Raw genomic sequence first — 25,929 nt, forward strand, 5'->3', positions numbered from 1 at the left:
CCATGGCCGCCGGGGGTGGTGACATCCGCGGCCTCGACGGCGACAATGTCGGCCCTTTGCTGCCACGGGCTAATCCAGCATGCCGCATTCGCTGACCCTCCTGCATCAGGACGAGCACCTGGTCGCCGTGCACAAGCCGGCGGGGCTGCTGGTGCATCGCACCGCCCTGGCCCGCGGCGAGCGGGAATTTCTGCTGCAGCGGCTGCGCGACCGGCTCGGCCAGCGAGTCTATCCGGTGCACCGCCTGGACCGCCCCACCTCCGGGGTGATGGTCTTTGCGCTGTCGCCCGAGGTGGCCACCTCCCTGGCCGCGGCCTTCACCGAGCGGCGGGTGGCGAAACGCTACCTGGCGGTGGTGCGGGGCATCGGCCCCGAGGCGGAGCGCCTCGACTATCCGCTGCGGGAGGAGGACGCCCGCCTGCCCAAGGCCGAGATGCCCGCCATGGAGGCGGTCACCGATGTTCGCCGCCTGGACAGCGTGGAGCTGCCGGTGCAGGTGGACCGCTACCCCCAGAGCCGCTACTCATTGATGGAGGCGCGGCCGCTGACCGGGCGTCGCCACCAGATCCGCCGCCACCTGTCGCGGCGGGGCTACCCGATCATCGGCGACGCCAAGCACGGCAAGGGCAACCACAACCGTTTCTTCGCCGAGCGCCTCGCCTGCCCGCGCCTGCTGCTGGCCGCGGTGGAACTGACGTTCGACCATCCGGTAGAGGAGTATCGCCTGGCGCTGAGCTGCGCGCCGGACGCCGCCATGCGCGCACTGTTCGAGCGCTTCGGCTGGGCCGGCCACCTGCCGGTGGACGGCGCGCGCCGCCTTGCCCCTTCATCCGCCACCCCCGCCTGACCGGGAGACTCGACTGCCGCCATGACCGCCCCCTCGACCCCCAGCGCCGCACTGCCCACTGACGACTACGCCCTGCGCTTCGGCGGCATCCGCCGGCTTTACGGCAACACCGCCGTGGAACGCTTCCGCCAGGCCCATGTGGTGGTGGTCGGGGTCGGCGGTGTGGGTAGCTGGGCGGTAGAGGCCCTGGCCCGCTCGGGCATCGGCAAGCTGACCCTGATCGACCTGGACGACGTCTGCGTCTCCAACGTCAATCGCCAGCTTCACGCCCTGGACGGCACCGTGGGGCGTCCCAAGGTAGAGGTGCTGGCCGAGCGCTGCCGGGCCATTCAGCCGGGGATCGAGGTGGTGGCGGACAGCGCCTTCATCACCCCCACCAACCTGGCCGAGCGCATTCCCGAGGACGCCGACCATGTGCTCGACGCCATCGACAGCGTGGTGGCCAAGGCGGCGCTGATCGCCTGGTGCAAGCGGCGCAAGCTGGCCATTACCGTCACCGGCGCCGCCGGCGGCCAGACCGACCCCACCCGGATTCGGGTGGCCGACCTGACCCGCACCGAGCACGACCCGCTGCTGGCCAAGGTACGCTCGCGCCTGCGCCGCGATTTCGGCTTCTCACGCAATCCCAGGCGGCGCTTCTCGGTGGAATGCGTCTACTCTGACGAACAGCTGGTCTATCCCGACAGCGACGGCGAGGTGTGCTTCGCCAAGCCCGCCAGCGGCGAGTCGACGCGCCTCGACTGCGCCTCGGGGTTCGGCGCCGCCACCTTCCTCACCGGCAGCTTCGGCTTCGTTGCCGCCTCGCGGGTGCTGGCCCGGCTGGCGAAGCAGGCCAGCAAGACGCGACAGGCACCGCCCCCGGAAGAGTGACCCCAAGCGCGACCCCACCAAAGCCGGTCGAGGAAAGCCGGCCCCCACCCCTGGAGCCCACCATGACACGTCCCCGCCCCGTTCCCGGCATCTACTGCCACTACAAGGGTAACCGCTATGAGGTGCTCGGCGTCGCCCGCCACAGCGAAACCGAGGAGCCGGTCGTGGTCTACCGCGCCCTCTACGGCGACTACGGCCTCTGGGTGCGCCCGCTGGACAACTTCACCGAGCTGGTGGAGGTGCAGGGCGAGCCGGTGCCGCGCTTCGAACTCGAAAAGGCGTTCTAAGGCACCTTACCGCTGGCCGCGGTGGGCCCACGCTGTCATCCGCTTCTCGAGGACGGCGAACAGCTCGTACATCACCATGGCCATGGCGCTGATCACGATCAGCCCGGCGAACACCAGCGACATGCGCATCTGGGAGCCGGCGCTCATCATCAGGTAGCCGATGCCCTGGTTGGAGGCCACCGTCTCCGACACCACGGTGCCGACGAAGGCGAGCGTGATGGCGATCTTCAGCGAGGCGAAGAAGTAGGGCAGCGAGCGCGGCAGGCCCACCTTGAGCAGCACGTCCAGGCGCCGCGCGCCCAGCACCCGCAACACGTCCTCCATTTCCGGCTCCAGGGTGGCAAGCCCGGTGGCCACGTTGACCACGATGGGAAAGAAGCAGATCAAAAAGGCGGTGAGGATCGCTGGCACCGAGCCGATGCCAAACCACACCACCAGGATCGGCACGAAGGCTACCTTGGGAATGGCGTTGAAGCCCACCAGCAGCGGGTAGCAGGCGTGGTAGAGGAAGCGCGACGAGCCGATGATGAAGCCCAGCAGCAGACCCACCGCCACCCCCAGGCCGAAGCCCGCCATGGTGGTCCAGAAGGTCTGCCAGGAGTGCACTCCGATGGGGCCCGCGAAGGTGACCAGGGCCTGGGCGGTGGCCGAGGCGCTGGGGAAGATGAAGGGCGGCACGTTGAAGAGCCTGACCGTCGCCTCCCAGATCAGGATCAGCGCCAGCACGGCGATCCAGGGGGCCAGGCGCTCGAGCAGCCGGCTGTGCTTGGACATGATGACTCCTCAGCTGCCGCGGATCGTGCCGATCCGCGCGCGCAGTTCCTGCACCAGGCCGGTGAAGGCGGGTTCAAAGGTCATTTCCAGCGACCGAGGCCGCGGGAAGTCGATCTTCCGCTGCTCGAGGATGCGCCCGGGGCGACGACTCATCACGTAGACGGTGTCGGCCAGGAAGGCCGCCTCGCGCAGGTCGTGGGTGACCAGCACCACGGTGAAGCGCTGCGCCTCCCAGAGGTCGCGCAGCACGCACCACAGCTCCTCCCGGGTAAAGGCATCCAGCGCCGCGAAGGGCTCGTCGAGCATCAGCAGGCGCGGACGATGGATCAGCGCGCGACAGATAGAGGCACGCTGCTGCATTCCCCCGGAGAGCTGCCAGGGGTACTGATCCTCGTAGCCCTCGAGACCGACGGTGCGCAGCAGCTCCCGGGCCCAGCCCTCGAACTCGGCCCGGCGCTTGCGGAACTGGGAACGGTAGGGCTTCACGATCTCCAGCGGCAGCAGCACATTGTCCAGAGTGGTGCGCCAGGGCAGCAGGTTCGCGCTCTGGAAGGCCATGCCGCAGATCTTCAGCGGCCCGCCCACCGACTCGCCGTCGACCCGCACGCTCCCCCCGGTGGGGGCGTGCAGGCCGGTACAGAGCTTCATGAAGGTGGACTTGCCGCAGCCCGAGGGGCCCACGAAGGCGACGAACTCCCCCTCCTCGATGGTCAGCGACACCTCCTCGATGGCGTTGCCGCTGTCATCGTAGGCCAGGCTGACCCGGTCGAAGGCCACGAAGGGGGCCGCCCCGGCGCGCGTAGCGCCGTCCGGGGTCAGGGTGGCGGGTGCCGTCATGCTCAGTCTCCCTGCGCCGGGAAGATCATCCGCTCCGCCTGCTCGGGGAGATAGCGGGAGGTGAAGACCCGCTCCGCCGAGGGCGCCTCGGGCAGGTCGTAGGCGTCGGCCACCAGCTGGATGGCGTTGGCCAGGCGCGCCTCGTCCACCGCGCCGGCCCCGTGGTCGCGGGCATCCGGGGTGTCGATCACGCTCTCGATGGCGAGCTTGAGACGGCGTGTCTCCATCTCCACGTCGATCAGACCGTCCCGGGCCAGCACGTAGTCGATGGCCCCCTCCGGGTCGGCCAGGGTCTCGGCCAGGGCCCGGTTGAAGGCGCGCAGGAAGCCCTCCACCGCCTCGGGGTTGTCCTCGGCGAAGGCTTCACTGGCGATGATGGCGTTGCCGTAGAGCGGCACCCCGTAGTCGGGGAAGGGCAGGATGGTCAGGTCCTCTTCGCCCATGCCGCGCCCCTCCAGGTTGAGCAGGCTGGTGAAGTAGAAGCCAGTGATGGCGTCCACGTCGCCGCGTACCAGCAGGGTCTCGCGCAGGGTCGGATCGACGTTCTGCCAGGAGACGGCCTCGGCGTCGAGGTCGTTGGCGGCGGCGAAGATCCCCCAGGCGCGGTAGCCAGTATCGAAGGCGGGCGCGGCGAGGGACTTGCCGTCCAGGTCCGCGGGGGACTCGATGCCGCGATCCTTGCGGGCGAAGACCGCGGCCGGGGAGCCATCGTAGACCACGTAGACCCCCTGGATGCCAGGGCCGTCCGGATTCTCGGCCAGGAATTCCACCAGGGCATTGAGATCCCCGAAGCCCATCTCGTAGGCGCCGGAGGCGACTCGGTTGATGGCGCCGGCGGAGCCGCTGCCGGAGTCGACCTGGACGTCGAGCCCCTCCTCGGCGAAGTAACCGCGCTCCACCGCCATCAGGAAGGGCGCCGAGGGACCCTCGAAGCGCCAGTCGAGCTGGAAGCGGATGCGGGTCTCGTCGGCCGCCGCCAGCGGGGCCCCGATCAGCGACAGGCCGAGTGCTCCGGCAATCAGGCCAGTAGAACGAACAGGAAATCGATGCATGGATGTGCCCTCGCGCAGTCTGGATTTTACTTTTTGTATGCAGAAAGCCTGCCAACTCCACGCTGCCGGACACCACCCGGGGGATTGCGGGTGACGACGGTGCAGACCGCAACGCCAGCGGCAGCGACGTGGTGCAGCACCTGCCTGGCGGTGCATCCACATGCACCAGCGTAGATCATTGCCGGACGTTGCCAAGCGGGCGGTAGGGGGCAGAGAGCCGGGGCAGACACACCACCGGCGCCTCAGGGGCGCCGGTGGAGTGTCTCTGGCTTGCTATCGCGGAGGGGGCGTTATTCGTCGCCGGCTTCCTGCATCTGTTTGAGCAGGTAGTTCTCGATGCCGACCTTGTCGATCAGGCTGAGCTCGGTTTCGATATGGTCGATGTGCTCTTCCTCATCCGCGAGAATATCGCGGAAGAGATCGCGGGAGACATAGTCCTTCACCTGCTCACAGTAGGCGATGGCGTCGATGTAGTCCTGGCGACCTTCGTGCTCGATCTTGAGGTCGCACTCGAGCATCTCGCGCACGTTCTCGCCGATATTGAGCTTGCCGAGGTCCTGCAGGTTGGGGACGCCCTCGAGGAAGAGGATGCGCTCGATCAGCTTGTCGGCGTGATTCATCTCATCGATGGACTCGTCGTACTCCCACTTGGCCAATGCCTTGAGGCCCCAGTCCTTGTACATCTTGGCGTGCAGGAAGTACTGGTTGATCGCCACCAGCTCATTGCCGAGTGCCTTGTTGAGGTGTTCGATGACCTTGGCATCGCCTTTCATTGCACTTCTCCCTATTGCGTCGTCAGGTCTTGCGGGAAGTCAGCGCCCATCGGCGCTGAATCCATTCTGACAGTATTGGACAACAGTGCCAAAAAGTCCAATATCAACAATGGCTTGGAGAAATATCAACAAGAATGAGAAGGATTGGCTTCACGTTGGGAAGGAGGTGGGCGACCGGGCCCGATCACGTTCAGACGGCGTAGGCCAGATCGCTCGCCGAGGCGGTCATCTCGGTCATTACGGCTTCACGGGTGATCGCCTTGCCGGCACCAGCGCACTTGCCGCACTGGGTACCGCAGCCGGTCTCGCCCTGCACCTCGCGCCAGCTGCGCGCGCCACTCTCCACGCTCTCGCGGATCTTGTGGTCAGTTACACCCTTGCAGAGACATACGTACATCGCCATCACCTCGCTGTGCCTACGAGGTTTAATGTAAACGATTCGCATAGGCTATCGCAAGCGTTGATCGCCTCGATGTGTGTCCCAGGTCAACTTTCCCGCTTCCTGTCGATCAGCGGGAGGCCTTGGGCAGCACCACCACCCGGGTGCCGGAGACGATATCCGGCCAGCTGCGCCGCTCGTTGTCGATCAGCACCCACAGGTAGCCCAGCCCGAAGACCGCCAGGGAGACCCAGGCCACCAGGAAGCGCACCAGGCTCTGGCCCAGGGTGATCGAGCAGCCGTCGCGGGTTTGCACCCGCAGGCGCCAGGCCTGCATGCCCAGGGTCATGCCGCCGCGGGTCCAGGAGACCGCAAAGAAGGCGAAGGCCCCGGCCAGCAGCAGCAGCTGGAGCGTGAGCCGCTGCAGGCTGCCGACCCCCACCTCCTCGGCGGAAAAGCCCAGCAGCTGACGCAGCACGCCCAGATGCAGCGTCGCCAGCAGAATCCAGATGGCGGCGACCAGAAAGGCGTCGTAGAGCATGGCCCCCAGCCGTCGTCCCAGGCCGGCGGGCCAGACATCGTCGAGTTGGGTGAAGCGTCGTTGCATAGCGTGGGTACCTTGTTTCCAACCGATTAAGCGCAACCGAGGGTCAGCCGGTGCGGCGTAGCAGATAGAGCCCTAGGGCGGCGCACAGCAGGGTTGGCGCCAGCACCGCCCAGGCCGGCGAGAAGCCGAACACCATGGAGGCCGGGGCCAGCAGGTCCTGCAGGTACTTGAACACCAGGCCGGTGACGACCCCGTAGAAGACCCGAGTACCGGCGGCCACGGTGCGCAGCGGCCCGAAGACGAAGGAGGCCGCCACCAGCACCAGCGAGGCCATGGTCAGGGGCATCAAGACCTTCTGCCAGAAATAGAGCAACGGCTGGGTGGCCTGCAGCCCCTGGTCCTGTAGATAGCGGGCATAGGCCCACAGTTCGCTGGGCGCCTGGCTGTTGATGGGGCGCAGCAGGCGGTTGAGCTGCTCGGGCGTCAGCGCGGTCTCCCAGACCTGCGCGTCGCGGTGTTCGACCTCGGTGTGCGACTCGCCGAAGCGGGTGGTGGCCACGTTCTCCAGCACCCAGGCACCGTCGCGCCACACGGCCCGATCGGCCACCGTGGCCTCGCGCAGGCTGCGCGCCTCGAAGCGATAGCGGGTCAGGTCGAGCACGGTGTCGTCGGCGCGAATGGCGCCGAAGCGGTAGACGCTGTCGCCCTCTCGCTGCCAGCCGCCGCGCTGGGTCACCACCGCTCCCTCGCCCTGCAGCTGCTCCAGCCGCCAGGCGCTAGCGAACTGCTCGGTTCGCGGGCTGACGTACTCGGCGATGAGCAGCACCACGACCACCACCAGAATGACCGGCTTCATCACGCTCCACAGGATCCGCGTCAGCGAGCGGCCGGCGGCACGCATCACCGTCAGCTCGTTGCTCGAGGCCATGCTGCCCAGGCCGATCAGCGCGCCGATCAGCACCCCCACCGGCGCATACTGGTAGAAGCGCCAGGGCAGGCGCAGCAGCAGGTAAAGCAGCACCTGGAAGGCGCCATAGTCGCCTTCGATATCGTCCAGGTCGTTGATGTAGGAGATCACCAAGTCGAGCCCCAGCAGCACCACCTGGACGACGATGATCGCGCCCAGCACGTTGCGGGCGATATAACGGTCGAGACGATCCAGGCCCATCAGCGCATCCCCTTGCGCTGGGCGTGCAGCATCAACCCCAGCCCCAGGGCCAGGAAGACGGCGTGAATGGGCCACATGCCGATCGCCGCCGGCAGCGCCCCGCGGCCGATGGCATCCAGGGCCGCCAGCAGCAGGCTGAGGTAGCAGACGTGCAGAAAGACCGCCGGCAGCAGCTTGGCGAAGCGGCCCTGGCGCGGGTTGACCCGGGAGAGCGGCATAGCCAGCAGCGTCAGCACGAAGACCATGACCGGCAGCGACAGCCGCCACTGCAGCTGGGCGCGGGCCTCGGCGGCGTCGTCGGCCAGCAGCGCCGCGGTGGAGGCATACTCGGTGGCATCGAGCTCGCGCATGTCGTCCACCTGGGAGAGACGCACAGCGTAGGTGGCGAACTCAAGGCGCTCGGCCTCGAAGCGCCCTGGGTCGACGCTGTAGCGCTCGCCCTCGGCCAGCACCAGAAAGCGGCTGCTGGTCTCCTCGTCGACGGTCTGATAGCCGCTGGCGGCGCGGGTCACCGCGCTCTCCGGGGTGCCGTCACGGCGCCGCTGACGCTCGCTGATGAACACCTCCAGCATTTGAGAGCGATCGTCGCTGAAGGCCTCGGTGTAGGCGGTGCGGCCGCCGCCGAAGTCCTGGAAGCGCCCCGGCGCCAGGGCGGTGAAGTCCAGCCGGCTGCGCTGTTCCTCGAGCATCACCGCGTTGTGCAGCGCCCCGGCGGGGGTCAGCCACAGGCTGCACAGCCCCACCAGCAGCGCCACCAGCGCCGCCGGCACCAAGCTTACCTGCAGCAGCTTGGCCGGGCTGGTACCGCAGGCCACCAGCACGGTGATCTCGCTGTTGAGATACAGCTGGCCGTAGGCCAGCAGGATGCCGAGGAAGAACGCCAGCGGCAGGATCAGCTCGAGAAAGCCCGGCAGATGAAAGAGCATCAGGGTGCCGAGGATGCTGGCCGGGATGTCTCCCTCGGCGGCATCGGTGAAATAGCGGATGAAGCGACTGCCCATGATGACCAGCAGCAGGACCCCGGCCACGGCGGCCATGGTCAGCAGGATCTCGCGGGTCAGGTAGCGAAAAATGATCATGCAGCTCTTTTATGCAATGGGGCCATGCCTTGGGTACACTGAGGCGATTCGGCACGGCCTGCGGGCGTGCCGGCATTATCCAGAATCCCTCAACGCTTGTAACCCCAAAGCTTGTCTTGTGGAGTCACCATGGAATTCCCAGTTCAGACGGCCAACCCCGCCAAGATCGAAACGGCCTGCTTCGTAGTCCCGGTGTTCAAGGACGGCGACCTGCTGCCCGCCGCCGCCAAACTCGATGACGCCAGCGAGCGACTGATCGGCCAGCTGATCGAGCGCGGCGACTTCGATGCCAAGCTGGGCAATGTGCAGCTGATTCCCTTCGCCCCCGGGCTGGGCGCCGACCGCCTGATGCTGGTCGGCCTGGGCGAGCGCGACAAGTGCCAGGAAGGTGCCTTCCGCAAGGCCGTGGACGCCGCCTTCACCGCCCTGGCCGGGCTGCAGGTGGACGACGTCACGGTCGCCTTCACCGACGTGCCGCTGGCCGACCGCCAGTGCGACTGGAAGGCGCGCATGGTGGCCGAGGCGGCCCATCGCGCCGTCTATCGCTTCAACGAGTTCAAGTCCCAGCCGGCGCCGACGCCCCGCCTGGCGCGCACCACCCTGCTGGTCAGCGAGGGCGGCAACGCCGAGGCGGCCCGGGAAGGCGCCCGCATCGGCGACGCCATCGGCCAGGGGGTGAGCCTGACCCGCACCCTGGGCAACCTGCCGGGCAACGTCTGCACGCCGCGCTACCTGGCCGAGCAGGCCGAGCAGCTGGGCCAGGGCTCCGGCGGGGCGCTGGCGGTGGAGATCCTCGACGAGGAGGCCCTGGAGGCGCTGGGCGCCCACAGCCTGCTCTCGGTGGGTCGCGGCAGCGAAGAGCCCTCGCGGCTGATCGTGATGCGCTACCAGGGCGCCGAGAACCCCGACGACGCGCCCCATGTGCTGGTCGGCAAGGGCATCACCTTCGACACCGGCGGCATCTCGCTCAAGCCCGGCGAGGCCATGGATGAGATGAAGTTCGACATGTGTGGCGCGGCGAGTGTGTTCGGTGCCGTCAAGTCGGTGCTGGCCATCAAGCCCAAGCTCAACCTGGTATTCATCGTCGCCGCCGCCGAGAACATGCCCGACGGCCGCGCCACCAAGCCCGGCGATATCATCAAGACGCTGAAGGGCCTCACCGTGGAGGTGCTCAACACCGACGCCGAGGGACGCCTAGTGCTGTGCGACGCCCTGACCTACGCCGAGCGCTTCGAGCCCGCCAGCGTGGTCGACATCGCCACCCTGACCGGCGCCTGCATCATCGGCCTGGGTCATCACGCCACCGGGCTGCTCTCCAACGACGACGACCTGGCTCTCGACCTGCTCGACGCCGGCCAGACCGCCTGGGACCGCGCCTGGCACCTGCCGCTGTGGGACGAGTACCAGGAGCAGCTCGACTCCAACTTCGCCGACCTGGCCAATATCGGCGGCCGCCCGGCGGGCACCATCACCGCGGCCTGCTTTCTGTCTCGCTTCGCCGACAAGTTTCCCTGGGCGCACCTGGACATTGCCGGCACCGCCTGGACCTCCGGCAAGCAGAAAGGTGCCAGCGGCCGGCCCGTGGGCCTGCTGACCCAGTACCTGCTGGATCGCGAGGCCGAGGCCGTGGTGGAAACCGAGAAGGAGTGAGAGGCGGTTCCACGGCGCCCCTCGATCGGGCCGCGTTGAGTCCCTACAGGGCTTGCGTTTTTGCCGCGTCGCCTTTCTCATGTGGACTGACGATGAATCCACGACCCGGGCCGGCACTCACCGGCCCGAGCTTCCTGTATCACCCCGGGGCCGGCACGCCCCGGGCGTAGCGGAGACCCCTTGCCGTGTCGAATGCTAGCTTCGAATTCCTGCCCAATTCCACCCCCACGGCCGACTCGATCCGTGAGGATATCCTCGCCAGCCCCGGCTTCGGCCAGCACTTTACCGACCACATGGCCCACGTACGCTGGACCCTGGACGCCGGCTGGCACGGCCATGAAGTGCGCCCCTACGGGCCCCTGACCCTGGATCCTGCCGCCGCCGTGCTGCACTACGCCCAGGAGATCTTCGAAGGCATCAAGGCCTACCGCCATGCCGACGGCTCGGTATGGACCTTCCGCCCGGAGAAGAACGCCGAGCGCTTCCGTCGCAGCGCCCGCCGTCTGGCCCTGCCGGAGCTCTCCGACGAGGACTTCATCGGCTCGCTAAAAGCGCTGCTCGCCCAGGACCATGCCTGGGTGCCGACGCCGACGAGCGAGGCGGACGAGTGCAGCCTCTACCTGCGCCCCTTCATGATCGCCAGCGAGAAGTTTCTCGGTGTGCGCCCGGCCCAGGAGGTCGACTACTACGTGATCGCCTCCCCGGCGGCGGCCTACTTCAAGGGCGGCATCGCCCCGGTGTCGATCTGGCTCTCCAGCCACTACAAGCGCGCCGCCCCCGGCGGCACCGGCTTCGCCAAGTGCGGCGGCAACTACGCCGCCTCCCTGGCCGCCCAGAAGGAGGCCAGCAACCACGGCTGTGGCCAGGTGGCCTTCCTCGACGCCGCTGAGAACAAGTGGATCGAGGAGCTGGGTGGCATGAACCTCTTCTTCGTGTTCAAGGATGGCCGCATCGCCACGCCGCGCCTCACCGACACCATCCTCGAGGGCGTGACCCGCGACTCGGTGCTGACCCTGGCCAAGGACGAGGGCCTCACCCCCGAAGAGCGTCCAATCAGTATCGACGAGTGGCGCGAGGCCGCCGCCTCCGGCGAGCTGACCGAAGTATTCGCCTGCGGCACCGCGGCGGTGATCACTCCGGTGGGCCAGCTGGTTACCGAGGACGGCACCATTCAGATGCCCGATGCCGGCAACGAGATCGCCAAGCGTTTGCGCGGCAAGCTGCTCGACCTGCAGTACGGCCGCGCCGAGGATACTCACGGCTGGCTGACGCGGCTGGTGTGATCGCTTCGCCGGCCGTGGCGCACGGGAGGCCTGCGGCCTCCTTCGCCCGGTAAACCGGGCTCCCACAGAAGCTTCGCTGCCCCAGGCCGAGGATGGCGCCATGGCAACTGTGGGAGCCCAGCTCGGCTGGGCGAAGGCGCCGCAGGCGCCCCGGGGCTTGCAGGCCAACCGTGAATCTCCCACCAGGAGCACAGTCCGCTTTGGACAGAGTCCCATGACCCAGGTCGATTTCTACATCCTCCCCGACACCACGCTCGAGGCGCGGCTCGACTTCGCCTGCCGGCTGGCCGAGACCATCGCCGGCAAGGGCTACCGACTGCACCTGCACGCCGAGGACGAGGCCATGGCCAACGACCTCGACGAGCGGCTGTGGACCTTCCGCCCCGACGCCTACCTGCCCCACGCCCTGGCCGGCAGCGAGATGGCCCGCGAGGTGCCGGTGGTGATCGGCTGGCAGGGGCCACCGGAACCCGCCGAGGAACACCCCCAGGCGCTGCTCAACCTGCACCCGGAGATTCCCGAGTGGTTCTCGCGCTTCGAGCGGGTCGCCGAGATCATCAACCAGCACCAGCAGGTGCTCGTCGCCAAGCGCGAGTGCTGGCAGACCTACAAGCAGCGCGGATATCCCGTCAAGGCGCATCAACTACGCGGCTAGGCAGGCTGAGCCCGTTCACGAGGCCATTGCGGTTGCGGCCTTCAACCCTGAGTGGCCGAGCAAGGTGGGAGGCCGATTCATCGGGCGAAGGCGCCGCCAGGCGCCCGGGTGTGGCAGCGCTGCGCGCTGCTTCGCGAGCTGAAGCTCCCTCCCACACAAACTGCGACAGCCCAGCATCAGCACTCCGGCGCCCATGACGCCAGGCGCCCCCTCGCGCTATAATCAGGCCCATTTTTCGTCGCCCTCTCCTGCCGTCCGACCCCCGGGTCGGCGGCGACCATTTCTGGACCCGGAACGCCCATGGACAAGACCTACCAACCCGAGCAGATCGAATCCCGCTGGTACGAGCGCTGGGAGGCCGACGGCCATTTCGCCCCCTCCGGCTCCGGCCTGCCCTACTCGATCATGATCCCGCCGCCCAACGTCACCGGCAGCCTGCACATGGGTCACGCCTTCCAGGACACCATCATGGACACCCTGATCCGCTGGAAGCGCATGCAGGGCAGGAACACCCTGTGGCAGGTAGGCACCGACCACGCCGGCATCGCCACCCAGATGCTGGTGGAGCGCAAGGTCGCCGCGGAAGAGGGCAAGAGCCGCTTCGACCTGGGCCGCGAAGCGTTCATCGATAAGGTCTGGGAGTGGAAGCAGGAGTCGGGCGACCATATCACCCGCCAGCTGCGCCGCATGGGCGCCAGCGTCGACTGGAGCCGCGAGCGCTTCACCATGGACGATGGCTTCTACAAGGCGGTGCAGGAAGTCTTCGTGCGGCTCTTCAACGAGGGCCTGATCTATCGCGGCAAGCGCCTGGTCAACTGGGACCCCACCCTGCACACCGCCATCTCCGACCTGGAGGTGGAGAACCGCGACCAGCAGGGCCAGTTTTGGCACTTCCGCTACCCGCTGGCCGACGGCGTCACCACCGACGCTGGCCAAGACTACCTGGTCGTCGCCACCACCCGCCCCGAGACCCTACTCGGCGACACCGGGGTGGCGGTAAACCCGGAAGACCCGCGCTACGCCTCCCTGGTGGGCAAGTTCGTCGAGCTGCCATTGGTAGGACGGCGCATTCCCATCGTCTCCGACGAGCACGCCGACATGGAGAAGGGCTCGGGCTGCGTGAAGATCACCCCCGCCCACGACTTCAACGACTACGAGGTCGGCAAGCGCCACGACCATGCGCTGATCAACGTCTTCTCCCAGGACGCCAAGATCCTGGCCCGCGCCGAGGTCTTCGACCTGCAGGGCAATCCGCTGCCCAACATCGACCCCAGCCTGCCCGACGCCTACGCCGGGCTCGATCGCTTCGAGGCTCGCAAGCAGATCGTCGCCGACATGGAGGCTGCCGGGCTGCTCGAGCAGGTGGAGACGGTCAACAACACCCTGCCCTATGGCGACCGCTCCGGCGACGTCATCGAGCCGCTGCTCACCGACCAGTGGTTCGTGGCCGTGGAGAGCCTCGCCAAACCGGCCATCGAGGCCGTCGAGAAGGGCGACATCCAGTTCGTGCCCAAGAACTACGAGAACATGTACTTCTCGTGGATGCGCGACCTGCAGGACTGGTGCATCTCGCGCCAGCTGTGGTGGGGCCATCGCATTCCCGCCTGGTACGACATCGACGGCAACGTCTTCGTGGCCCGCAACGAGGTCGAGGCAACTCGCCAGTACGTCTCCGAACTGGCCGACTACCTCGAGCACGAGTGCGACAACTTCCACGACGCCATGCGCCTACGCTCCTTCGACAAGCTGCTGGGCGGTACCACCCGGCTGACCTCCGACGCCCTGCTGACCATGGAGCGGCTCGGCGTGCAGCCGCTGACCCAGGACGAAGACGTGCTGGACACCTGGTTCAGCTCGGGCCTGTGGACCTTCGCTACCCTCGGCTGGCCCAACCGCGGCGAGGACTTCCTCAACTTCCACCCCTCAAGCGTCTTGGTCACCGGCTTCGACATCATCTTCTTCTGGGTCGCGCGGATGATCATGCTGACCCTGAAGTTCACCGGCGAGGTGCCGTTCAAGACCGTCTACGTCCATGGCCTGGTGCGCGACGGCCAGGGGCAGAAGATGTCCAAATCCAAGGGCAACGTGCTCGACCCCATCGACCTGATCGATGGCATCGACCTGGAAAACCTGGTGGAGAAGCGCACCGGCAGCCTGATGCAGCCGCAGAAGGCCAAGGCGATCGCCAAAGCCACCCGCGCCGAGTTCCCCGAGGGCGTCGAGCCCCACGGCACCGATGCGCTGCGCTTCACCTTCCTCTCCCAGGCCACCACCGGACGCGATATCAAGTTCGACATGGGCCGCCTCGACGGCTACCGCAACTTCTGCAACAAGCTATGGAACGCCTCGCGCTACGTGCTGATGAACGCCGAGGGGCAGGACTGCGGCGCCGATGGCGGCGACGTGGAGCTGTCGCTGGCCGACCGCTGGATCGTTTCGCGCCTGCAGCAGACCGAGGCCCAGGTGACCCGAGCGCTGGAGGAATTCCGCTTCGACCACGCCTCCCAGGCGCTCTACGAGTTCGTCTGGAACGAGTACTGCGACTGGTACCTGGAGCTCTCCAAGCCGGTGCTGTGGGACGACTCCGCCTCGGCCGAGGCCAAGCGCGGCACCCGTCGCACCCTGGTGCGGGTGTTGGAAGCGATCCTGCGCCTGGCCCACCCGATGATGCCCTACATCACCGAGGAGATCTGGCAGCGCGTGGCCCCGCTGGCCGGCACCCTGGATGCCGACTCGAGCCCGCGCGACTCGATCATGGTCCAGCCCTGGCCCAGCACCGAAGAGGACAAGATCGACGAAGCCGCCGAGCGCGATATCGAGTGGCTCAAGGGGGTCATCGTGGCGGTGCGCAATATCCGCGCCGAGATGAACATCGCCCCGGGCAAGCCTCTCGACGTGCTGCTGACCAAAGGCTCGGCCGCCGACCGCGAGCGCCTCACGGCCAATCGCCCCTTCCTGGCCAAGCTCGCCAAGCTGGACAGCGCCGCCTGGCTCGACGACCCGAGCGAGGCGCCGCTTTCGGCCACCCAGCTGGTGGGCGAGATGGAGGTGCTGGTGCCCATGGCCGACCTGATCGACAAGGACGCCGAGCTGGCCCGCCTGACCAAGGAGATCGACAAGCAGGAGAAGCTGATCGGCGGCATCGAGAAGAAGCTGTCCAACGAGAGCTTCGTCGCCAAGGCCCCCGAAGCGGTGGTGGAGAAGGAGCGCGGCAAGCTCAAGGAATTCCAGACCACCCGCAACCTGCTGGTCGAGCAGCGCGACAAGATCGCCGCCCTCTGAGGGCGGCCGGGGACCCCTGAGATGCGCCGCCGCGACCAACGGCAGAGTGGCAGTGGCCCGCCATCCGACCCTCCCAGCCCCCTGAGCGCGGGGCTGACGCGGGAGGCGATCAGCCCGCTGTTTCCGCTGTTCGAGCATGCCAGCGCCGGCGCCATCTCGGTGGATGCCCAGGCGCGGCTCACCTGGATCACCGACAGCTACTGTCGTCTGCTGGGCATCGACGACCCGGCCAGCGCGATCGGCCGACCGGTGGGCGAGGTGATCCCCCACACCCGCATGCCGGAGGTGGTGCGCAGCGGCCGTCCTATCCTGCTCGACATCATGGAGTACGGGGCGCATCAGCTGGTGGTCACCCGGCTGCCGCTGCATGACCGCCAGACCGGCGCCATTACCGGCGCCGTGGCCTTCATCGTCTTCGAGGACCTGGAGGCGCTGACGCCGCTGATGGGCAAGTACCGCCGCCTGCAGCACGACCTGGCGGTGGCCCGCCGCGCCCTGGCGAGCCGCGGGGCCCGCTACGCCCTGGGCGACTTTATCGGCGCCAGTCCCGGCGTGCTGGAGGTCAAGCGCCGCGCCCGGCTGGCGGCGGCCCGCTCCACCCCAGTGCTGCTGCTGGGCGAGACCGGCACCGGCAAGGAGGTGCTGGCCCAGGCCATCCATGGCGACTCGCCCCGCTACGCGCAGCCCTTCGTGGCGGTCAACGTGGCGGCAGTGCCGGAGACCCTGCTGGAGGCGGAGTTCTTCGGCGTTGCCCCCGGCGCCTACACCGGCGCCGACCGGCGGGCGCGGCAGGGCAAGTTCCAGCTGGCCAGCGGCGGCACCCTGTTTCTCGACGAGATCGGCGACATGCCGTTGCCGCTGCAGGCCAAGCTGCTGCGCGCTCTTCAGGAGGGCGAAGTGGAGCCGCTGGGCTCCAACGAGGTCAAGTCGGTGGACGTGCGCCTGATCGCCGCCACCAGCCGCGATCTCGAGGCCATGGTCACCGAGGGCAGCTTCCGCTCCGATCTCTACTACCGGCTCAACGTGCTGCGCATTCGCGTGCCGCCGCTGCGGGAACGCCTGGCGGACCTGGGCATTCTCTGCGAGGCGATCCTTGGCAGGCTGTCTGCGGAGAGCGGCGAGCCACGCGCCGAGATCACCGCCGAGGCGGTGGCACTGCTGCAGCGCCACGACTGGCCGGGCAACATTCGCGAACTGCGCAACACCCTCGAGCAGACCCTGGCCCTCCATGAGGCATGCAGCGTGATCGACGCCCCGGCGCTGCTCACCACCCTGCCCGCCGCGCCCGACGACACGCTCCCCGGGCCGGCCGGCCCCTCCCCGGTGCGCCCGCTGGCCCAGGTGGTGGCCGAGGCGGAGCGCACCGCCCTGCACAATGCGCTGAACGCCTGCCACGGCAACAAATCCCGCGCCGCCCGCCTGCTGGGCATTCCCCGCTCGGTGCTATATGAAAAACTGGCTCGACTGTCTGAAAAACCAGACACCTGACCGGATTTTCGGACACCTTCGTCTCGAACCAAGGTCGAACATTGTCTGTATATCCGGACACCCTGCCTAACACCCTTCCCGAGCCACGACTACAACCCCTTGTTTTTAAATCGCTTTCCAAAGATGGCACGGAGTCTGCATCGGGTAGGGGCCGGGGTCACCCCCGGCGCCCTCCCACACCACCGTACGTACCGTTCGGTATACGGCGGTTCATGAAGAACGGCTAAGCCCTCTTGCCGTATCGAGTACCGAGATCAGACCCAGTTGATTGAACCACTTCCGTGGCAAGGCCTGATTCATGTGCGAGGCGCCGGCGTTCCACCAAGGGCCTCGCCCGTTTCCCGCTGCCTTCCACGCTCGGTAGTCGTCCAGTCCCAGCGCCAGGAGCTTACGACGCCGGGTCCGCGGGCGTTTCCACTGCCGCCAGATCACGCAACGCAGTCGGCGACGTATCCAACCATCCAGCGCTTCCAGCGGGCGCTTTACGTCGACGAGGGAGAAGTAGTTGGCCCAGCCCCGCAGGACCGGGGTCAACTCTTCTATAACGCGCCGTATGTTGCGCCCCCTGCCACGCTTGAGGATCTCGCGGACACGCTGCATTAGGCGCTGCAGGCTGGCCTTGGCCAGCGTCAGCTTCGGCAGCTTGTGTCGGGTCAGCGTATAGCCCAGATACCCCCGGTTCCAGGGGCGGTCCACCGCGCTCTTGTCGCGATTGACCGTGAGCCTGAGCGAGCTCTCGAGAAAATCACTCAGGCTCGCCATGACGCGCTCGCCCGCCCGCCGACTCCTGACATACACCTGCATGTCGTCGGCGTAGCGGCAGAAGCGGTGGCCGCGGCGTTCTAGCTCCTTGTCCACGTCATCCAGCAGGATATTGGCCAGCAGCGGACTCAGCGGTCCCCCCTGGGGCGTTCCCTGCCGGCGTGGCGCGGCCAGGCCGTCCTGGAACATCCCGGCTTCCAGATAGCGTCGGATCAGGCGCAGTACCCGCTTGTCGCGGACGCGGCGCGCAACCCGGGCCATCAGCAGGTCGTGATTCACCCGGTCGAAGAAGGCTTGCAGGTCGAGGTCGACCACCCAGCGGTGGCCGGCGGTGACATGGGCCTTCATCGCCGAGACGGCCTGCTGGGCATTGCGCCCCGGCCGATAGCCGTAACTCGATGCGGAGAAGCCCGGATCGAAGATCGGCGTTAGCACCTGCAGCAGCGCCTGCTGGATCAGCCGGTCGGTGACCGTGGGGATGCCGAGCTGTCGCGTCCCGCCCTTGGGCTTGGGGATCTCGACGGCCCGGACCGGGCTGGGGTGATACTCACCGGCCAGCAGCCGCTCGCGCAGCGTCGGCCAGTACTGTTTCAGGTGGTCGGCCAACTGGTCCACCGTCATGCCATCGGCACCCGGTGCGCCTTTGTTGGCGACCACCCTCCGGTAAGCCCGCGCCATGTTGGCCTTCTCTACCACGGCCTCCATGAGCGGGGCGGGCTCCGCTTTCGTCCACAATGACGACGCCGGGATCGTCTCGACGCCCACCGGCTGGGACTCGGGGTACTGCCCCTGCCCCTCTGGGTGGAGGGCGGTATCAGCGCCGCTTTCTGTCTTCATGATCGATCCTCGAGACGTCATCGCCTACTCGCGGTTCTTCATGTTCGGCCCTTGGTGCCGGAGTGAATCGGCACTTACTATGGCCTCTGCTGACGTCTGGCGGCCCATCCCGTCGCCTCTCGGCGCCGGTAGCACCGTGGCAGACCACCAGACCTCCCAGGGTAAGACGCGCGACCTTCCTCCCATCTACCCGCCGCATTTACCTCCACATCTTCCGGATAGCTATTGGGCTTCGAGTGTCATTGCCCTCTCGCCCAGATGTGGCTGCCTCATATGCGATTCCTGTTCGTCAGGCCGGGAGTTTGCCTTCAGCTTCCTTCAGATTCCGCCTCGCGGCGGACACCCTTGCTGTTCGGCTAGCGGTTCCCGCTATCAGGGTCCGCAGGGGACTTTCACCCCCGAGTCATCCCGAGGCACCACCCTCGAGAACAGCACCTATCGGTGCTACGCGCCATGCCTGGCGCACAATGACATGGCCAGGCGCCACGCCGCGTGGCGCGTCTATGCCAACAACAACCGCTTCAAGGAGCCGTCATGTCCTCCAAGACCTCTTTCGCCAGCCTGCTTCGCCCCCTCACTCTCGGCGTCGCCGGCGCCTCTCTGCTGCTGGGCGCCGCCGGGGCCAGCTCGGCCGAAGCCCAGGAGCGGGTGCGCTGGCAGGTGCCCATCGCCTTTCCCTCCCACCTGGTGGGGCTCAGCACCCCGGTACGCTATCTCAGCGAGTCGCTGGACCAGGTCTCCGGGGGCAACATCAACCTGCGCTACTACGAGCCGGGCGAGCTGATCCCGCCCTTCGAGATCCTCGATGCGGTATCGGAAGGTCGCTATCCGGCCGGCTTCACCTGGGTCGGCTACGATCAGGGCAGCATCCCCGCCCTGCCGCTGTTTGCCGGCGCCCCCTTCGGCATGGAGCCGCCCGCCTACCTGGCCTGGCACTATTTCGGCGGCGGTGCCGAACTGCTCGAGGAGATCTACGCGGACTACGACGTCCATCCGCTGCTGTGCAGCATGATCGGCCCCGAGGCCGCCGGCTGGTTCGCCGAACCCCTCGAGGACCTGGAGCAGATCGACGGCCTGCGCATCCGCTTTGCCGGCATCGGCGGGCGCGTGATGGAGCGCCTGGGCGCCTCGGTCACCATGATTCCCGGCGGCGAGCTCTACCAGGCCATGGAGCGCGGCACCATCGATGCCATGGAGTTCTCGGCGCCGGCCGTCGACCGCATCCTGGGCATGCAGGAGATCGTCCAGAACTACGTGCTGCCGGGCTGGCATCAGACCTTCACCACCGCCCACCTGCTGATCAACCAGGAGAGCTGGGACGCCCTGGAGCCCCAGACCCGCGCCACCATCGACATGGGCTGCCGCGCCGCGACGCTGTACGGCTACTCCGAGAGCGAGATGGAGAACCCCAAGGCGCTTCGCGACTTCGAGGAAGAGGGCGTCAACGCCCAGGTGCTCCCCGACGAGATCCTCGGCGAGCTGCGTCGGGTGACCAACGAGGTGCAGGCCGAGATCGCCGCCGAGGACGAGATGTTCGCCCGCGTGCTCGAAAGCCAGCGTGAGTTCATGAAGGTGCACGGCAACTGGCACGTGAAAGGCCACCTGCCGCGCTCCTACTACGCCCCCGAGGCCCTCGACGAGGAGTGATGCGCGCCATCGCCGCCTGAACGCCGGCCGCCGCCCGCAGGGGGGCGGCCAGCTGCCTCGTTACTTCCGTATCCCGCATCGACGCCACGGAGCCACCCCATGAGCGTGCACGATTCCGCCTCCGGCGCCCCGGCGCCGGAAGGGCACTCTGCGCCTGAGCTGCCCACCAACCGCCTGAGCTACCGCCTTGACATGGCCATCCTGACGGTCGGGCGGGTCATCTCCTGGCTGTGGCTCGCCACCCTGGCGGTGGTGCTGACCAACGTGGTCAACCGCTTCATCCTCGGCCGCGGTTCCATCGCCGTGGAAGAGCTCTCCTGGCACCTGTTCGGTGCCACCATGATCCTGACCCTGGCCTACGCCGTGGTCAGCGACGATCACGTGCGCGTGGACGTGATCCGCGAGAAATTCTCGCTTAGGGCCCAAGCCTGGATCGAGCTGCTGGGCATCGTTCTGCTCGCCCTGCCGATTCTCTATCTGATGGTGGAGCAGCTGTACCAGTACGGCTACCGCTCCTTTGCGCGCGGCGAGCGCTCTCAGGCCCCCAGCGGCCTGCCCTATCGCTTCATCATCAAGACCCTGATTCCCATCGGCCTGACCCTGGTGGCGGTCGCGCTGGCCTCCCGCGCCCTGCGTTGCACCACCCTGCTGTTCGGCTTCCCGCGGCGCCTGGCGCGCACCACGCCGCGTCAGTAGCGCCCTGGCCGGCTTCCCGCCCCCCGGGCCTTGCTTCGCTAACGCATCGAGATTGACTATGGGACTGGAACAACTCCTCGTGCTGGCCATGTTCGCCAGCTTCATGAGCCTGCTGCTGCTGGGCTTCCCCGTCGCCTGGTCGCTGGCCGGCGTCGGCTTCGTCTTCGCCGTGATCGGCCACCTACTGGTGGAGGTCTTCGCCGCCGACCTGTGGTTCTCCTGGGGCGGCACCATCGGCGTACTGGACCGACGCATCTACGGCATCGTCTCCAATGAGCTGATGGTGGCCCTGCCGCTGTTCATCTTCATGGGCATCATGCTCGACCGCTCCGGCATCGCCGAGCGGCTGATGAACTCCCTGGTTCGGGTGCTGGGCGGGCTGCGCGGCGGCTACGCCGTCACCGTGGTGATCGTCGGCGTGCTGCTGGCCGCCTCCACCGGCATCGTCGGCGCTTCGGTGGTGCTGCTCGGCATGCTGTCGCTGGGGCCGATGATGCGCGCCCAGTACGATAAGTCGCTGGCCGTGGGCACCGCCTGTTCGGTGGGCACCCTGGGCATCCTGGTACCGCCAAGCATCATGCTGGTGCTGATGGCCGACCGGATGGGTACCTCCGACGCCTCGGTGGGACGGCTGTTCATGGCGGCCCTGGTGCCCGGCGTGATGCTGGGGCTGATGTATATCGCCTACATCCTGATCGCCGCCTACCTGAAGAAGGACCTGGCCCCGGCCCCCAAGAACCGCGAACCCCTGGATGCCCGCGCCTACCTGCAGGTGTTTCTGGCCGTATTGCCGCCGCTGGGGCTGATCCTGGCGGTGTTGGGCTCGATCTTCACCGGCTTCGCCACCACCACCGAGGCCTCGGCGGTGGGGGCGCTGGGCGCCATGCTGCTGGCCCTGGCCAACCGCCGCCTGACCGTGGCCAAGGTGCGCGATGCGCTCTATCAGACCAGCCGCACCACCGCCTTTATCTTCGCGATCTTCATCGGCGCCACGGTCTTTGCCGCGGTGCTGCGCGGCCTGGGCGGCGACGACGTGGTGCGCCTGGCGCTCACCGGGCTGCCCTTCGGCGAGACCGGCATCGTGTTGACCATCCTGGCGGTGGTGTTCCTGCTCGGCTTCTTCCTCGACTGGGTGGAGATCACCCTGATCATCCTGCCGCTGGTGGCCCCGGTGGTGATGAGCCTGGGCGTGGATCCGCTGTGGTTCGCCATTCTCTTCGCCATCTGCCTGCAGACCTCGTTCTTAACCCCGCCGGTGGGCTTCGCGCTCTTTTACATCAAAGGCGTCTGCCCGCCGGGGATCACCACTGGCGATATCTATCGCGGGGTCGCCCCCTTCGTGGCCATCCAACTGCTGGGCCTGCTGCTGGTGTTCGCCTTCTCGCCACTGGCGACCTGGCTGCCCAGTGAAGTCTACGGCGGTCGCTGACCGCCCTTTAACCTGGAGATACCCTTATGCGCATGATTGACAAGACCGCCCTGATCACCGGTGCCGCCGGCGGTATCGGTCGCGCCGTGGCCGAGCGCTACGCCCGCGAAGGGGCCCGGGTGGCCATCGCCGACCTCGACCTGGCAGCGGCCGAACGGACCGCCGCGGGAATCCGCGAGGCCGGCGGCGAGGCCATGGCGCTGGCCATGGACGTCACCGACGAAGCGGCGGTCAACGCCGGCGTTGAGGCCCTGGTAGCGCGCTGGGGCCGCCTGGACGTGGTGCTGGCCAACGCCGGCATCCAGCACATCGAGCCGCTGCACACCCTGAGCTTCGCCGACTGGCGCAAGGTCACCGCCGTTCACCTGGACGGCGCTTTCCTGGTGACCAGCGCCGCGCTGCGCCAGATGTATCGCCAGGATGAGGGTGGCTGTCTACTGTACATGGGCTCGGTACACAGCAAGCTAGCCTCGCCGCTGAAGGCCCCCTATGTGGCGGCCAAACACGCTCTGCTGGGGCTGTGCCGCACGGTGGCCAAGGAGGGGGCCGCGCACCGCGTACGCACCAACGTGATCTGCCCGGGCTTCGTGCGCACGCCGCTGGTGGATCGCCAGATCCCCGAGCAGGCCCAGGCCCTGGGCATCTCCGAGGAGGCCGTGGTGCGCGACGTGATGCTCAAGGATACCGTCGACGGCGAGTTCACCACCCTGGAGGATATCGCCGAGGTGGCCCTTCACCTGGCGGCGTTTCCCACGGCAGCGCTCACCGGGCAGTCGGTGGTGGCCAGTCACGGCTGGTACATGCAGTAGCCGGGTCAGCCAGGGGGCAGCCGGGGGAATGCAGTAGCCGGGTCAGCCAGGGGGGCAGCCGGGGGAAGGCAGTTGGGGAACACTGTTCTGTTATCGCCATTTGGCCTAAAATAGCGTCACAACTCCCCAACCTAGCCATTGCGATGCCGCCGACTACCCCCAAGCTCGATCTGCCCAAGCTGCTGCTCTTCAACCTGCTGGGGGTGGCGCTGATCCTGACCTGGATCTCGCCCGGGGTCATGTTCTGGACAGAGCTGGATGATGCCGTCTTCTTCGTCACCAACGCCTGGCTGACGGAAGACAACAGCGCTTGGGTGTGGATGGTGGCCGCCACCAACGCACGGCTCTTCGACGTGGTCAGCTTCTTCATCCTGCTGGCGATCTACCTGTGGGCCATCGGCCGCGACCCGGAGCCGCACCAGCGGATGCTGCGCTGGGGCGGCACCGGCATCACCATGCTGCTCACCGCGGCGTTCATCGCCCAGGGGGTGCGCATGGTGGTGCCCTACACCCATCCCAGCCCCACCCTGGTCTATGAGGACGTCAACCTAGTCACCCAGATGGTCGACTTCTCCACCAAGGACAGCTCCGGGTCGAGCTTTCCGGGCGACCACGGCGTCAACCTGATCCTGTTCACCGCCTTCATGTGGCGCTTCGCCGGTCTCAAGGTAATGCTGGTCAGCGCGGTGACGGCGGTGATCCTCAGCGCGCCGCGAATTCTCAGCGGCGCCCACTGGTTCAGCGACGTCTACTTCGCCGCGCTGGTCATCAACCTGATCGTCGCCCCCTGGATCCTGCTGACGCCGGTGGGTCCCTGGCTGTCGCGGGGCATCACCGCGGGGCTGGCCAAGGTTCAGGCGCTGCTGCCGGGGCGCTAACAGCCTTTCGCGAAGAAAGCGCATAGTCGCGTAACGAGCGAAGATAGGCTGGCCGCCGCCGGAACGGAGCAACCGGAGTTGACTGGCTGCTCAATGAGGATTGTGACGGTCCGACGCTTCGGTACCGCCGGCGGCCAGGATGGCTAGGTTCGTTCCCGACGAACCAACGCACTTCCCACATCCATGTGGGTCGTCGAGCGCAGTAGCGAATCCGCGCTTTCGTCAGTTGGCCTTGCGCCAGCCGCCCAGCACTCGCTGGTCGGGGCCGAAGAAGACCAGCCGGTCGTGGTCGATCAGGTAGCGGTAGGCGGTTTCCAGCATGCCGGTGACGCGGGCCGCGTTCTCGCCCTGGGGGCAGGCGCGGCGGGTGGTGGCAAGCTCGGTGAACTCGATGCGCTGATGCTCTCCCACGCGCACCCGGCCCCGCATCTCGTTGCAACCGTCGCTGCCCGTCACCCGGCCCTTTTCATCGATGCGAAACCAGGCAGGCTGGGGCAGGGAGAGGCGCTCGTCGGTGCCCACCAGCAGCAGGTTCCAGCGCTGCTCCACCACCGGCCCCGAGAGGCTCACCTCGCGCTCTGGCGGCGCATCGGGGCGGCTGCCGCAGGCCGCCAGCAGCAGCGTGGCGGCCATTACCAGGCCCAGGCGGGCCGCAAGCTTGGTCGTCATGTCTCGTCATTCTTCCTTGTCAGGGGCCGGCGATTCACCAGGTGCCGGTATTTTCCATGGAGGCCCAGGGCTCTCGGGCGGGCAGCGCCTCACCCTTCTGCAGCAGCTCGACGGAAATGCCGTCGGGGCTACGCACGAAGGCCATGTGGCCGTCTCGCGGCGGGCGATTGATGGTCACCCCGGCTCTCTGGAGTTTCTCGCACAGGGCGTAGATATCGTCGACCCGGTAGGCCAGGTGGCCGAAGTTGCGCCCGCCGGTATACGTCTCCGGGTCCCAGTTGTAGGTGAGCTCGAGCTCCGGCGCCTTGAGCTCGGCGGAGCGCGCCTCGTCGTCCGGGGCGGCCAGGAAGACCAGGGTGAAGCGCCCCTTGTCATTCTCCTTGCGCCGCACCTCCTTGAGGCCCAGCAGGTCGCAGTAGAAGCGCAGCGAGGCCTTGAGGTCGCTGACGCGCACCATGGTGTGCAGGTACTGCATATCGGCTCCTTTATTGAATCAGGGGTATCTCAGCGGAGCATGTCGAGGGGCGCCGGGGACAGGTCGTCGCGGAGGTCTTTTGCCAGGGATGGCAAAAGTAGCGCCCAGGGAAGGGTTCACAGCGCCTCCGCACAGACCTGTCGCCGGATCAGCCCCGATTGCTATCGCTCTTGGCAATCAACACCGACGGGGCTCGACTCAGTGAGTGTACTCGCTGAATACCGCCGGGGTACGATCGTCATGCTGCCAGGTCAACACCTGATAGTCATCGTACTGCCCGGTCTCCATGCCCGGGGAGCCGTGGGGCATGCCCGGCACCGTGAGGCCGACCACGTCGGGGCGCTCCTCCAGCAGGCGGTGGATATCCGCGGCGGGCACATGGCCCTCGATCACGTAGCCGTCCACCAGGGCGGTGTGGCAGGAGGCCAGCTCCGGGGTGACGCCGTGCTCGATCTTCACCGAGCGCACGTCGCGAGTCCGGTGCTGCTCGACCGTGAAGCCCTCGGCCTCCAGGTGTTCGGCCCAGGCGTCACAGCAGCCGCAGTTGGGGTCCTGGTACATCTCGACCACGGTGCCGGCCTGGGGGCTGGTACCGGGCGCGAAGGCGAGGTAGACGGCCAAGGCGCCGCCGGCCAGCAGCGAGAACGCCGTCATCTTTCTCGCCTTGCGGTTCATGGATAGGCTTTTCATGCTGGGTGGCTCCTGAAGCGTTGACACCGGATAGTGGAATCGTGACAAGCCGTCAACGGCTTGCCA

At 67.3% G+C, this 25,929-nt stretch carries 25 protein-coding genes; 13 read left to right on the top strand and 12 right to left on the bottom strand.

Annotated features, from left to right (window positions below; genetic code table 11):
* The first annotated feature begins 79 nt into the window (after nt 1-79).
* From ACZIYR_RS16485 to ACZIYR_RS16495, 3 genes are all read left to right on the top strand, one after another.
* Nucleotides 80-847 carry a pseudouridine synthase gene (locus ACZIYR_RS16485; RefSeq protein ID WP_483527452.1) on the top strand — a complete coding sequence of 256 codons (768 nt, stop codon included), beginning with the start codon at nt 80-82 and terminating at the stop codon, nt 845-847.
* Nucleotides 848-868: 21 nt separating this feature from the next.
* The gene (gene tcdA, locus ACZIYR_RS16490; protein WP_483527453.1) at nt 869-1,717 is read left to right on the top strand and encodes a tRNA cyclic N6-threonylcarbamoyladenosine(37) synthase TcdA; all 849 of its coding nucleotides are present in this window, start codon (nt 869-871) and stop codon (nt 1,715-1,717) included.
* Nucleotides 1,718-1,779: 62 nt separating this feature from the next.
* Nucleotides 1,780-2,004, top strand: a complete 225-nt coding sequence (locus ACZIYR_RS16495) for a DUF1653 domain-containing protein (protein WP_473034850.1) — start codon at nt 1,780-1,782, stop codon at nt 2,002-2,004.
* A 6-nt stretch (nt 2,005-2,010) separates the two neighbouring features.
* Here ACZIYR_RS16495 and ACZIYR_RS16500 read toward each other — a convergent pair whose 3' ends face one another.
* The 8 genes from ACZIYR_RS16500 to lptF all read right to left on the bottom strand — a co-directional run bounded on the left by ACZIYR_RS16500 (nt 2,011) and on the right by lptF (nt 8,613).
* A complete protein-coding gene (locus tag ACZIYR_RS16500) occupies nt 2,011-2,778 on the bottom strand; it encodes an ABC transporter permease (RefSeq protein ID WP_473034851.1) in 768 nt (255 codons plus the stop codon).
* Between the two features lie 9 nt (nt 2,779-2,787).
* Nucleotides 2,788-3,615: an ABC transporter ATP-binding protein gene (locus ACZIYR_RS16505; RefSeq protein ID WP_473034852.1), complete on the bottom strand. Its 828-nt coding sequence runs from the start codon at nt 3,613-3,615 to the stop codon at nt 2,788-2,790.
* Nucleotides 3,616-3,617: 2 nt separating this feature from the next.
* Nucleotides 3,618-4,667 (bottom strand): ABC transporter substrate-binding protein, encoded by a 1,050-nt coding sequence (locus tag ACZIYR_RS16510; protein WP_483527454.1) that lies wholly within the window; start codon nt 4,665-4,667, stop codon nt 3,618-3,620.
* A 290-nt stretch (nt 4,668-4,957) separates the two neighbouring features.
* Nucleotides 4,958-5,440 carry a bacterioferritin gene (bfr, locus tag ACZIYR_RS16515; RefSeq protein ID WP_473034854.1) on the bottom strand — a complete coding sequence of 161 codons (483 nt, stop codon included), beginning with the start codon at nt 5,438-5,440 and terminating at the stop codon, nt 4,958-4,960.
* 190 nt (nt 5,441-5,630) lie between these two features.
* Nucleotides 5,631-5,837: a (2Fe-2S)-binding protein gene (locus tag ACZIYR_RS16520; protein WP_473034855.1), complete on the bottom strand. Its 207-nt coding sequence runs from the start codon at nt 5,835-5,837 to the stop codon at nt 5,631-5,633.
* A 112-nt stretch (nt 5,838-5,949) separates the two neighbouring features.
* The gene (locus ACZIYR_RS16525; RefSeq protein WP_473034856.1) at nt 5,950-6,426 is read right to left on the bottom strand and encodes an RDD family protein; all 477 of its coding nucleotides are present in this window, start codon (nt 6,424-6,426) and stop codon (nt 5,950-5,952) included.
* A gap of 43 nt (nt 6,427-6,469) precedes the next feature.
* Nucleotides 6,470-7,534, bottom strand: a complete 1,065-nt coding sequence (gene lptG, locus ACZIYR_RS16530) for an LPS export ABC transporter permease LptG (protein WP_473034857.1) — start codon at nt 7,532-7,534, stop codon at nt 6,470-6,472.
* On the bottom strand, nt 7,534-8,613 hold the full coding sequence (lptF, locus tag ACZIYR_RS16535) for an LPS export ABC transporter permease LptF (protein ID WP_473034858.1): 1,080 nt from the start codon (nt 8,611-8,613) through the stop codon (nt 7,534-7,536). Before lptF ends, lptG begins: the two co-directional genes overlap by 1 nt.
* A gap of 129 nt (nt 8,614-8,742) precedes the next feature.
* On the opposite strand from lptF, the gene ACZIYR_RS16540 reads away from it, so the two are divergent.
* The 5 genes from ACZIYR_RS16540 to ACZIYR_RS16560 all read left to right on the top strand — a co-directional run bounded on the left by ACZIYR_RS16540 (nt 8,743) and on the right by ACZIYR_RS16560 (nt 16,971).
* On the top strand, nt 8,743-10,263 hold the full coding sequence (locus tag ACZIYR_RS16540) for a leucyl aminopeptidase (RefSeq protein ID WP_483527455.1): 1,521 nt from the start codon (nt 8,743-8,745) through the stop codon (nt 10,261-10,263).
* A 185-nt stretch (nt 10,264-10,448) separates the two neighbouring features.
* Nucleotides 10,449-11,546, top strand: a complete 1,098-nt coding sequence (locus ACZIYR_RS16545) for a branched-chain amino acid aminotransferase (protein WP_473034860.1) — start codon at nt 10,449-10,451, stop codon at nt 11,544-11,546.
* Between the two features lie 214 nt (nt 11,547-11,760).
* The gene (locus tag ACZIYR_RS16550) at nt 11,761-12,201 is read left to right on the top strand and encodes a DNA polymerase III subunit chi (RefSeq protein ID WP_483527456.1); all 441 of its coding nucleotides are present in this window, start codon (nt 11,761-11,763) and stop codon (nt 12,199-12,201) included.
* A gap of 300 nt (nt 12,202-12,501) precedes the next feature.
* Nucleotides 12,502-15,483: a valine--tRNA ligase gene (locus tag ACZIYR_RS16555; RefSeq protein ID WP_483527457.1), complete on the top strand. Its 2,982-nt coding sequence runs from the start codon at nt 12,502-12,504 to the stop codon at nt 15,481-15,483.
* Between the two features lie 21 nt (nt 15,484-15,504).
* Complete coding sequence (locus ACZIYR_RS16560) at nt 15,505-16,971, top strand: sigma-54 interaction domain-containing protein (protein WP_473034864.1); 1,467 nt, start codon at nt 15,505-15,507, stop codon at nt 16,969-16,971.
* A gap of 210 nt (nt 16,972-17,181) precedes the next feature.
* Here the strand turns inward: ACZIYR_RS16560 and ltrA are convergent, their stop codons facing one another.
* Entirely contained in the window at nt 17,182-18,570 is a 1,389-nt protein-coding gene (ltrA, locus tag ACZIYR_RS16565; RefSeq protein ID WP_483527458.1) for a group II intron reverse transcriptase/maturase, read from the bottom strand.
* Between the two features lie 534 nt (nt 18,571-19,104).
* Between ltrA and ACZIYR_RS16570 the strand changes: the two genes are divergently transcribed.
* The 5 genes from ACZIYR_RS16570 (at nt 19,105) to ACZIYR_RS16590 (ending at nt 24,029) form a co-directional block, all read left to right on the top strand.
* Entirely contained in the window at nt 19,105-20,217 is a 1,113-nt protein-coding gene (locus ACZIYR_RS16570) for a TRAP transporter substrate-binding protein (protein WP_483527459.1), read from the top strand.
* Between the two features lie 99 nt (nt 20,218-20,316).
* Nucleotides 20,317-20,913 (top strand): TRAP transporter small permease subunit, encoded by a 597-nt coding sequence (locus ACZIYR_RS16575; protein ID WP_483527460.1) that lies wholly within the window; start codon nt 20,317-20,319, stop codon nt 20,911-20,913.
* 58 nt (nt 20,914-20,971) lie between these two features.
* The gene (locus ACZIYR_RS16580) at nt 20,972-22,342 is read left to right on the top strand and encodes a TRAP transporter large permease (RefSeq protein ID WP_483527461.1); all 1,371 of its coding nucleotides are present in this window, start codon (nt 20,972-20,974) and stop codon (nt 22,340-22,342) included.
* A gap of 26 nt (nt 22,343-22,368) precedes the next feature.
* Nucleotides 22,369-23,151, top strand: a complete 783-nt coding sequence (locus tag ACZIYR_RS16585; protein ID WP_483527462.1) for a 3-hydroxybutyrate dehydrogenase — start codon at nt 22,369-22,371, stop codon at nt 23,149-23,151.
* A 143-nt stretch (nt 23,152-23,294) separates the two neighbouring features.
* Nucleotides 23,295-24,029, top strand: coding sequence for a phosphatase PAP2 family protein (locus ACZIYR_RS16590; protein WP_483527463.1), 735 nt, complete (start codon nt 23,295-23,297; stop codon nt 24,027-24,029).
* Nucleotides 24,030-24,251: 222 nt separating this feature from the next.
* Here the strand turns inward: ACZIYR_RS16590 and ACZIYR_RS16595 are convergent, their stop codons facing one another.
* From ACZIYR_RS16595 to ACZIYR_RS16605, 3 genes are all read right to left on the bottom strand, one after another.
* Entirely contained in the window at nt 24,252-24,698 is a 447-nt protein-coding gene (locus tag ACZIYR_RS16595) for an META domain-containing protein (RefSeq protein ID WP_483527464.1), read from the bottom strand.
* A gap of 34 nt (nt 24,699-24,732) precedes the next feature.
* On the bottom strand, nt 24,733-25,173 hold the full coding sequence (gloA, locus tag ACZIYR_RS16600; RefSeq protein WP_483527465.1) for a lactoylglutathione lyase: 441 nt from the start codon (nt 25,171-25,173) through the stop codon (nt 24,733-24,735).
* Nucleotides 25,174-25,371: 198 nt separating this feature from the next.
* Nucleotides 25,372-25,863, bottom strand: a complete 492-nt coding sequence (locus ACZIYR_RS16605; protein WP_483527466.1) for a DUF411 domain-containing protein — start codon at nt 25,861-25,863, stop codon at nt 25,372-25,374.
* Nucleotides 25,864-25,929 lie beyond the last annotated feature (66 nt).

It is taken from the genome of Billgrantia sp. NRB1 (assembly GCF_056921725.1).

Bases quoted from the DNA above. Each gene is read 5' to 3' on its own strand.
- ACZIYR_RS16485 (WP_483527452.1), top strand. From the start codon at position 80: ATGCCGCATTCGCTGACCCTCCTGCATCAGGACGAGCACCTGGTCGCC.
- tcdA (WP_483527453.1), top strand. From the start codon at position 869: ATGACCGCCCCCTCGACCCCCAGCGCCGCACTGCCCACTGACGACTAC.
- ACZIYR_RS16495 (WP_473034850.1), top strand. From the start codon at position 1,780: ATGACACGTCCCCGCCCCGTTCCCGGCATCTACTGCCACTACAAGGGT.
- ACZIYR_RS16500 (WP_473034851.1), bottom strand. From the start codon at position 2,778: ATGTCCAAGCACAGCCGGCTGCTCGAGCGCCTGGCCCCCTGGATCGCC.
- ACZIYR_RS16505 (WP_473034852.1), bottom strand. From the start codon at position 3,615: ATGACGGCACCCGCCACCCTGACCCCGGACGGCGCTACGCGCGCCGGG.
- ACZIYR_RS16510 (WP_483527454.1), bottom strand. From the start codon at position 4,667: ATGCATCGATTTCCTGTTCGTTCTACTGGCCTGATTGCCGGAGCACTC.
- bfr (WP_473034854.1), bottom strand. From the start codon at position 5,440: ATGAAAGGCGATGCCAAGGTCATCGAACACCTCAACAAGGCACTCGGC.
- ACZIYR_RS16520 (WP_473034855.1), bottom strand. From the start codon at position 5,837: ATGTACGTATGTCTCTGCAAGGGTGTAACTGACCACAAGATCCGCGAG.
- ACZIYR_RS16525 (WP_473034856.1), bottom strand. From the start codon at position 6,426: ATGCAACGACGCTTCACCCAACTCGACGATGTCTGGCCCGCCGGCCTG.
- lptG (WP_473034857.1), bottom strand. From the start codon at position 7,534: ATGGGCCTGGATCGTCTCGACCGTTATATCGCCCGCAACGTGCTGGGC.
- lptF (WP_473034858.1), bottom strand. From the start codon at position 8,613: ATGATCATTTTTCGCTACCTGACCCGCGAGATCCTGCTGACCATGGCC.
- ACZIYR_RS16540 (WP_483527455.1), top strand. From the start codon at position 8,743: ATGGAATTCCCAGTTCAGACGGCCAACCCCGCCAAGATCGAAACGGCC.
- ACZIYR_RS16550 (WP_483527456.1), top strand. From the start codon at position 11,761: ATGACCCAGGTCGATTTCTACATCCTCCCCGACACCACGCTCGAGGCG.
- ACZIYR_RS16555 (WP_483527457.1), top strand. From the start codon at position 12,502: ATGGACAAGACCTACCAACCCGAGCAGATCGAATCCCGCTGGTACGAG.
- ACZIYR_RS16560 (WP_473034864.1), top strand. From the start codon at position 15,505: ATGCGCCGCCGCGACCAACGGCAGAGTGGCAGTGGCCCGCCATCCGAC.
- ltrA (WP_483527458.1), bottom strand. From the start codon at position 18,570: ATGAAGACAGAAAGCGGCGCTGATACCGCCCTCCACCCAGAGGGGCAG.
- ACZIYR_RS16570 (WP_483527459.1), top strand. From the start codon at position 19,105: ATGTCCTCCAAGACCTCTTTCGCCAGCCTGCTTCGCCCCCTCACTCTC.
- ACZIYR_RS16575 (WP_483527460.1), top strand. From the start codon at position 20,317: ATGAGCGTGCACGATTCCGCCTCCGGCGCCCCGGCGCCGGAAGGGCAC.
- ACZIYR_RS16580 (WP_483527461.1), top strand. From the start codon at position 20,972: ATGGGACTGGAACAACTCCTCGTGCTGGCCATGTTCGCCAGCTTCATG.
- ACZIYR_RS16585 (WP_483527462.1), top strand. From the start codon at position 22,369: ATGCGCATGATTGACAAGACCGCCCTGATCACCGGTGCCGCCGGCGGT.
- ACZIYR_RS16590 (WP_483527463.1), top strand. From the start codon at position 23,295: ATGCCGCCGACTACCCCCAAGCTCGATCTGCCCAAGCTGCTGCTCTTC.
- ACZIYR_RS16595 (WP_483527464.1), bottom strand. From the start codon at position 24,698: ATGACGACCAAGCTTGCGGCCCGCCTGGGCCTGGTAATGGCCGCCACG.
- gloA (WP_483527465.1), bottom strand. From the start codon at position 25,173: ATGCAGTACCTGCACACCATGGTGCGCGTCAGCGACCTCAAGGCCTCG.
- ACZIYR_RS16605 (WP_483527466.1), bottom strand. From the start codon at position 25,863: ATGAAAAGCCTATCCATGAACCGCAAGGCGAGAAAGATGACGGCGTTC.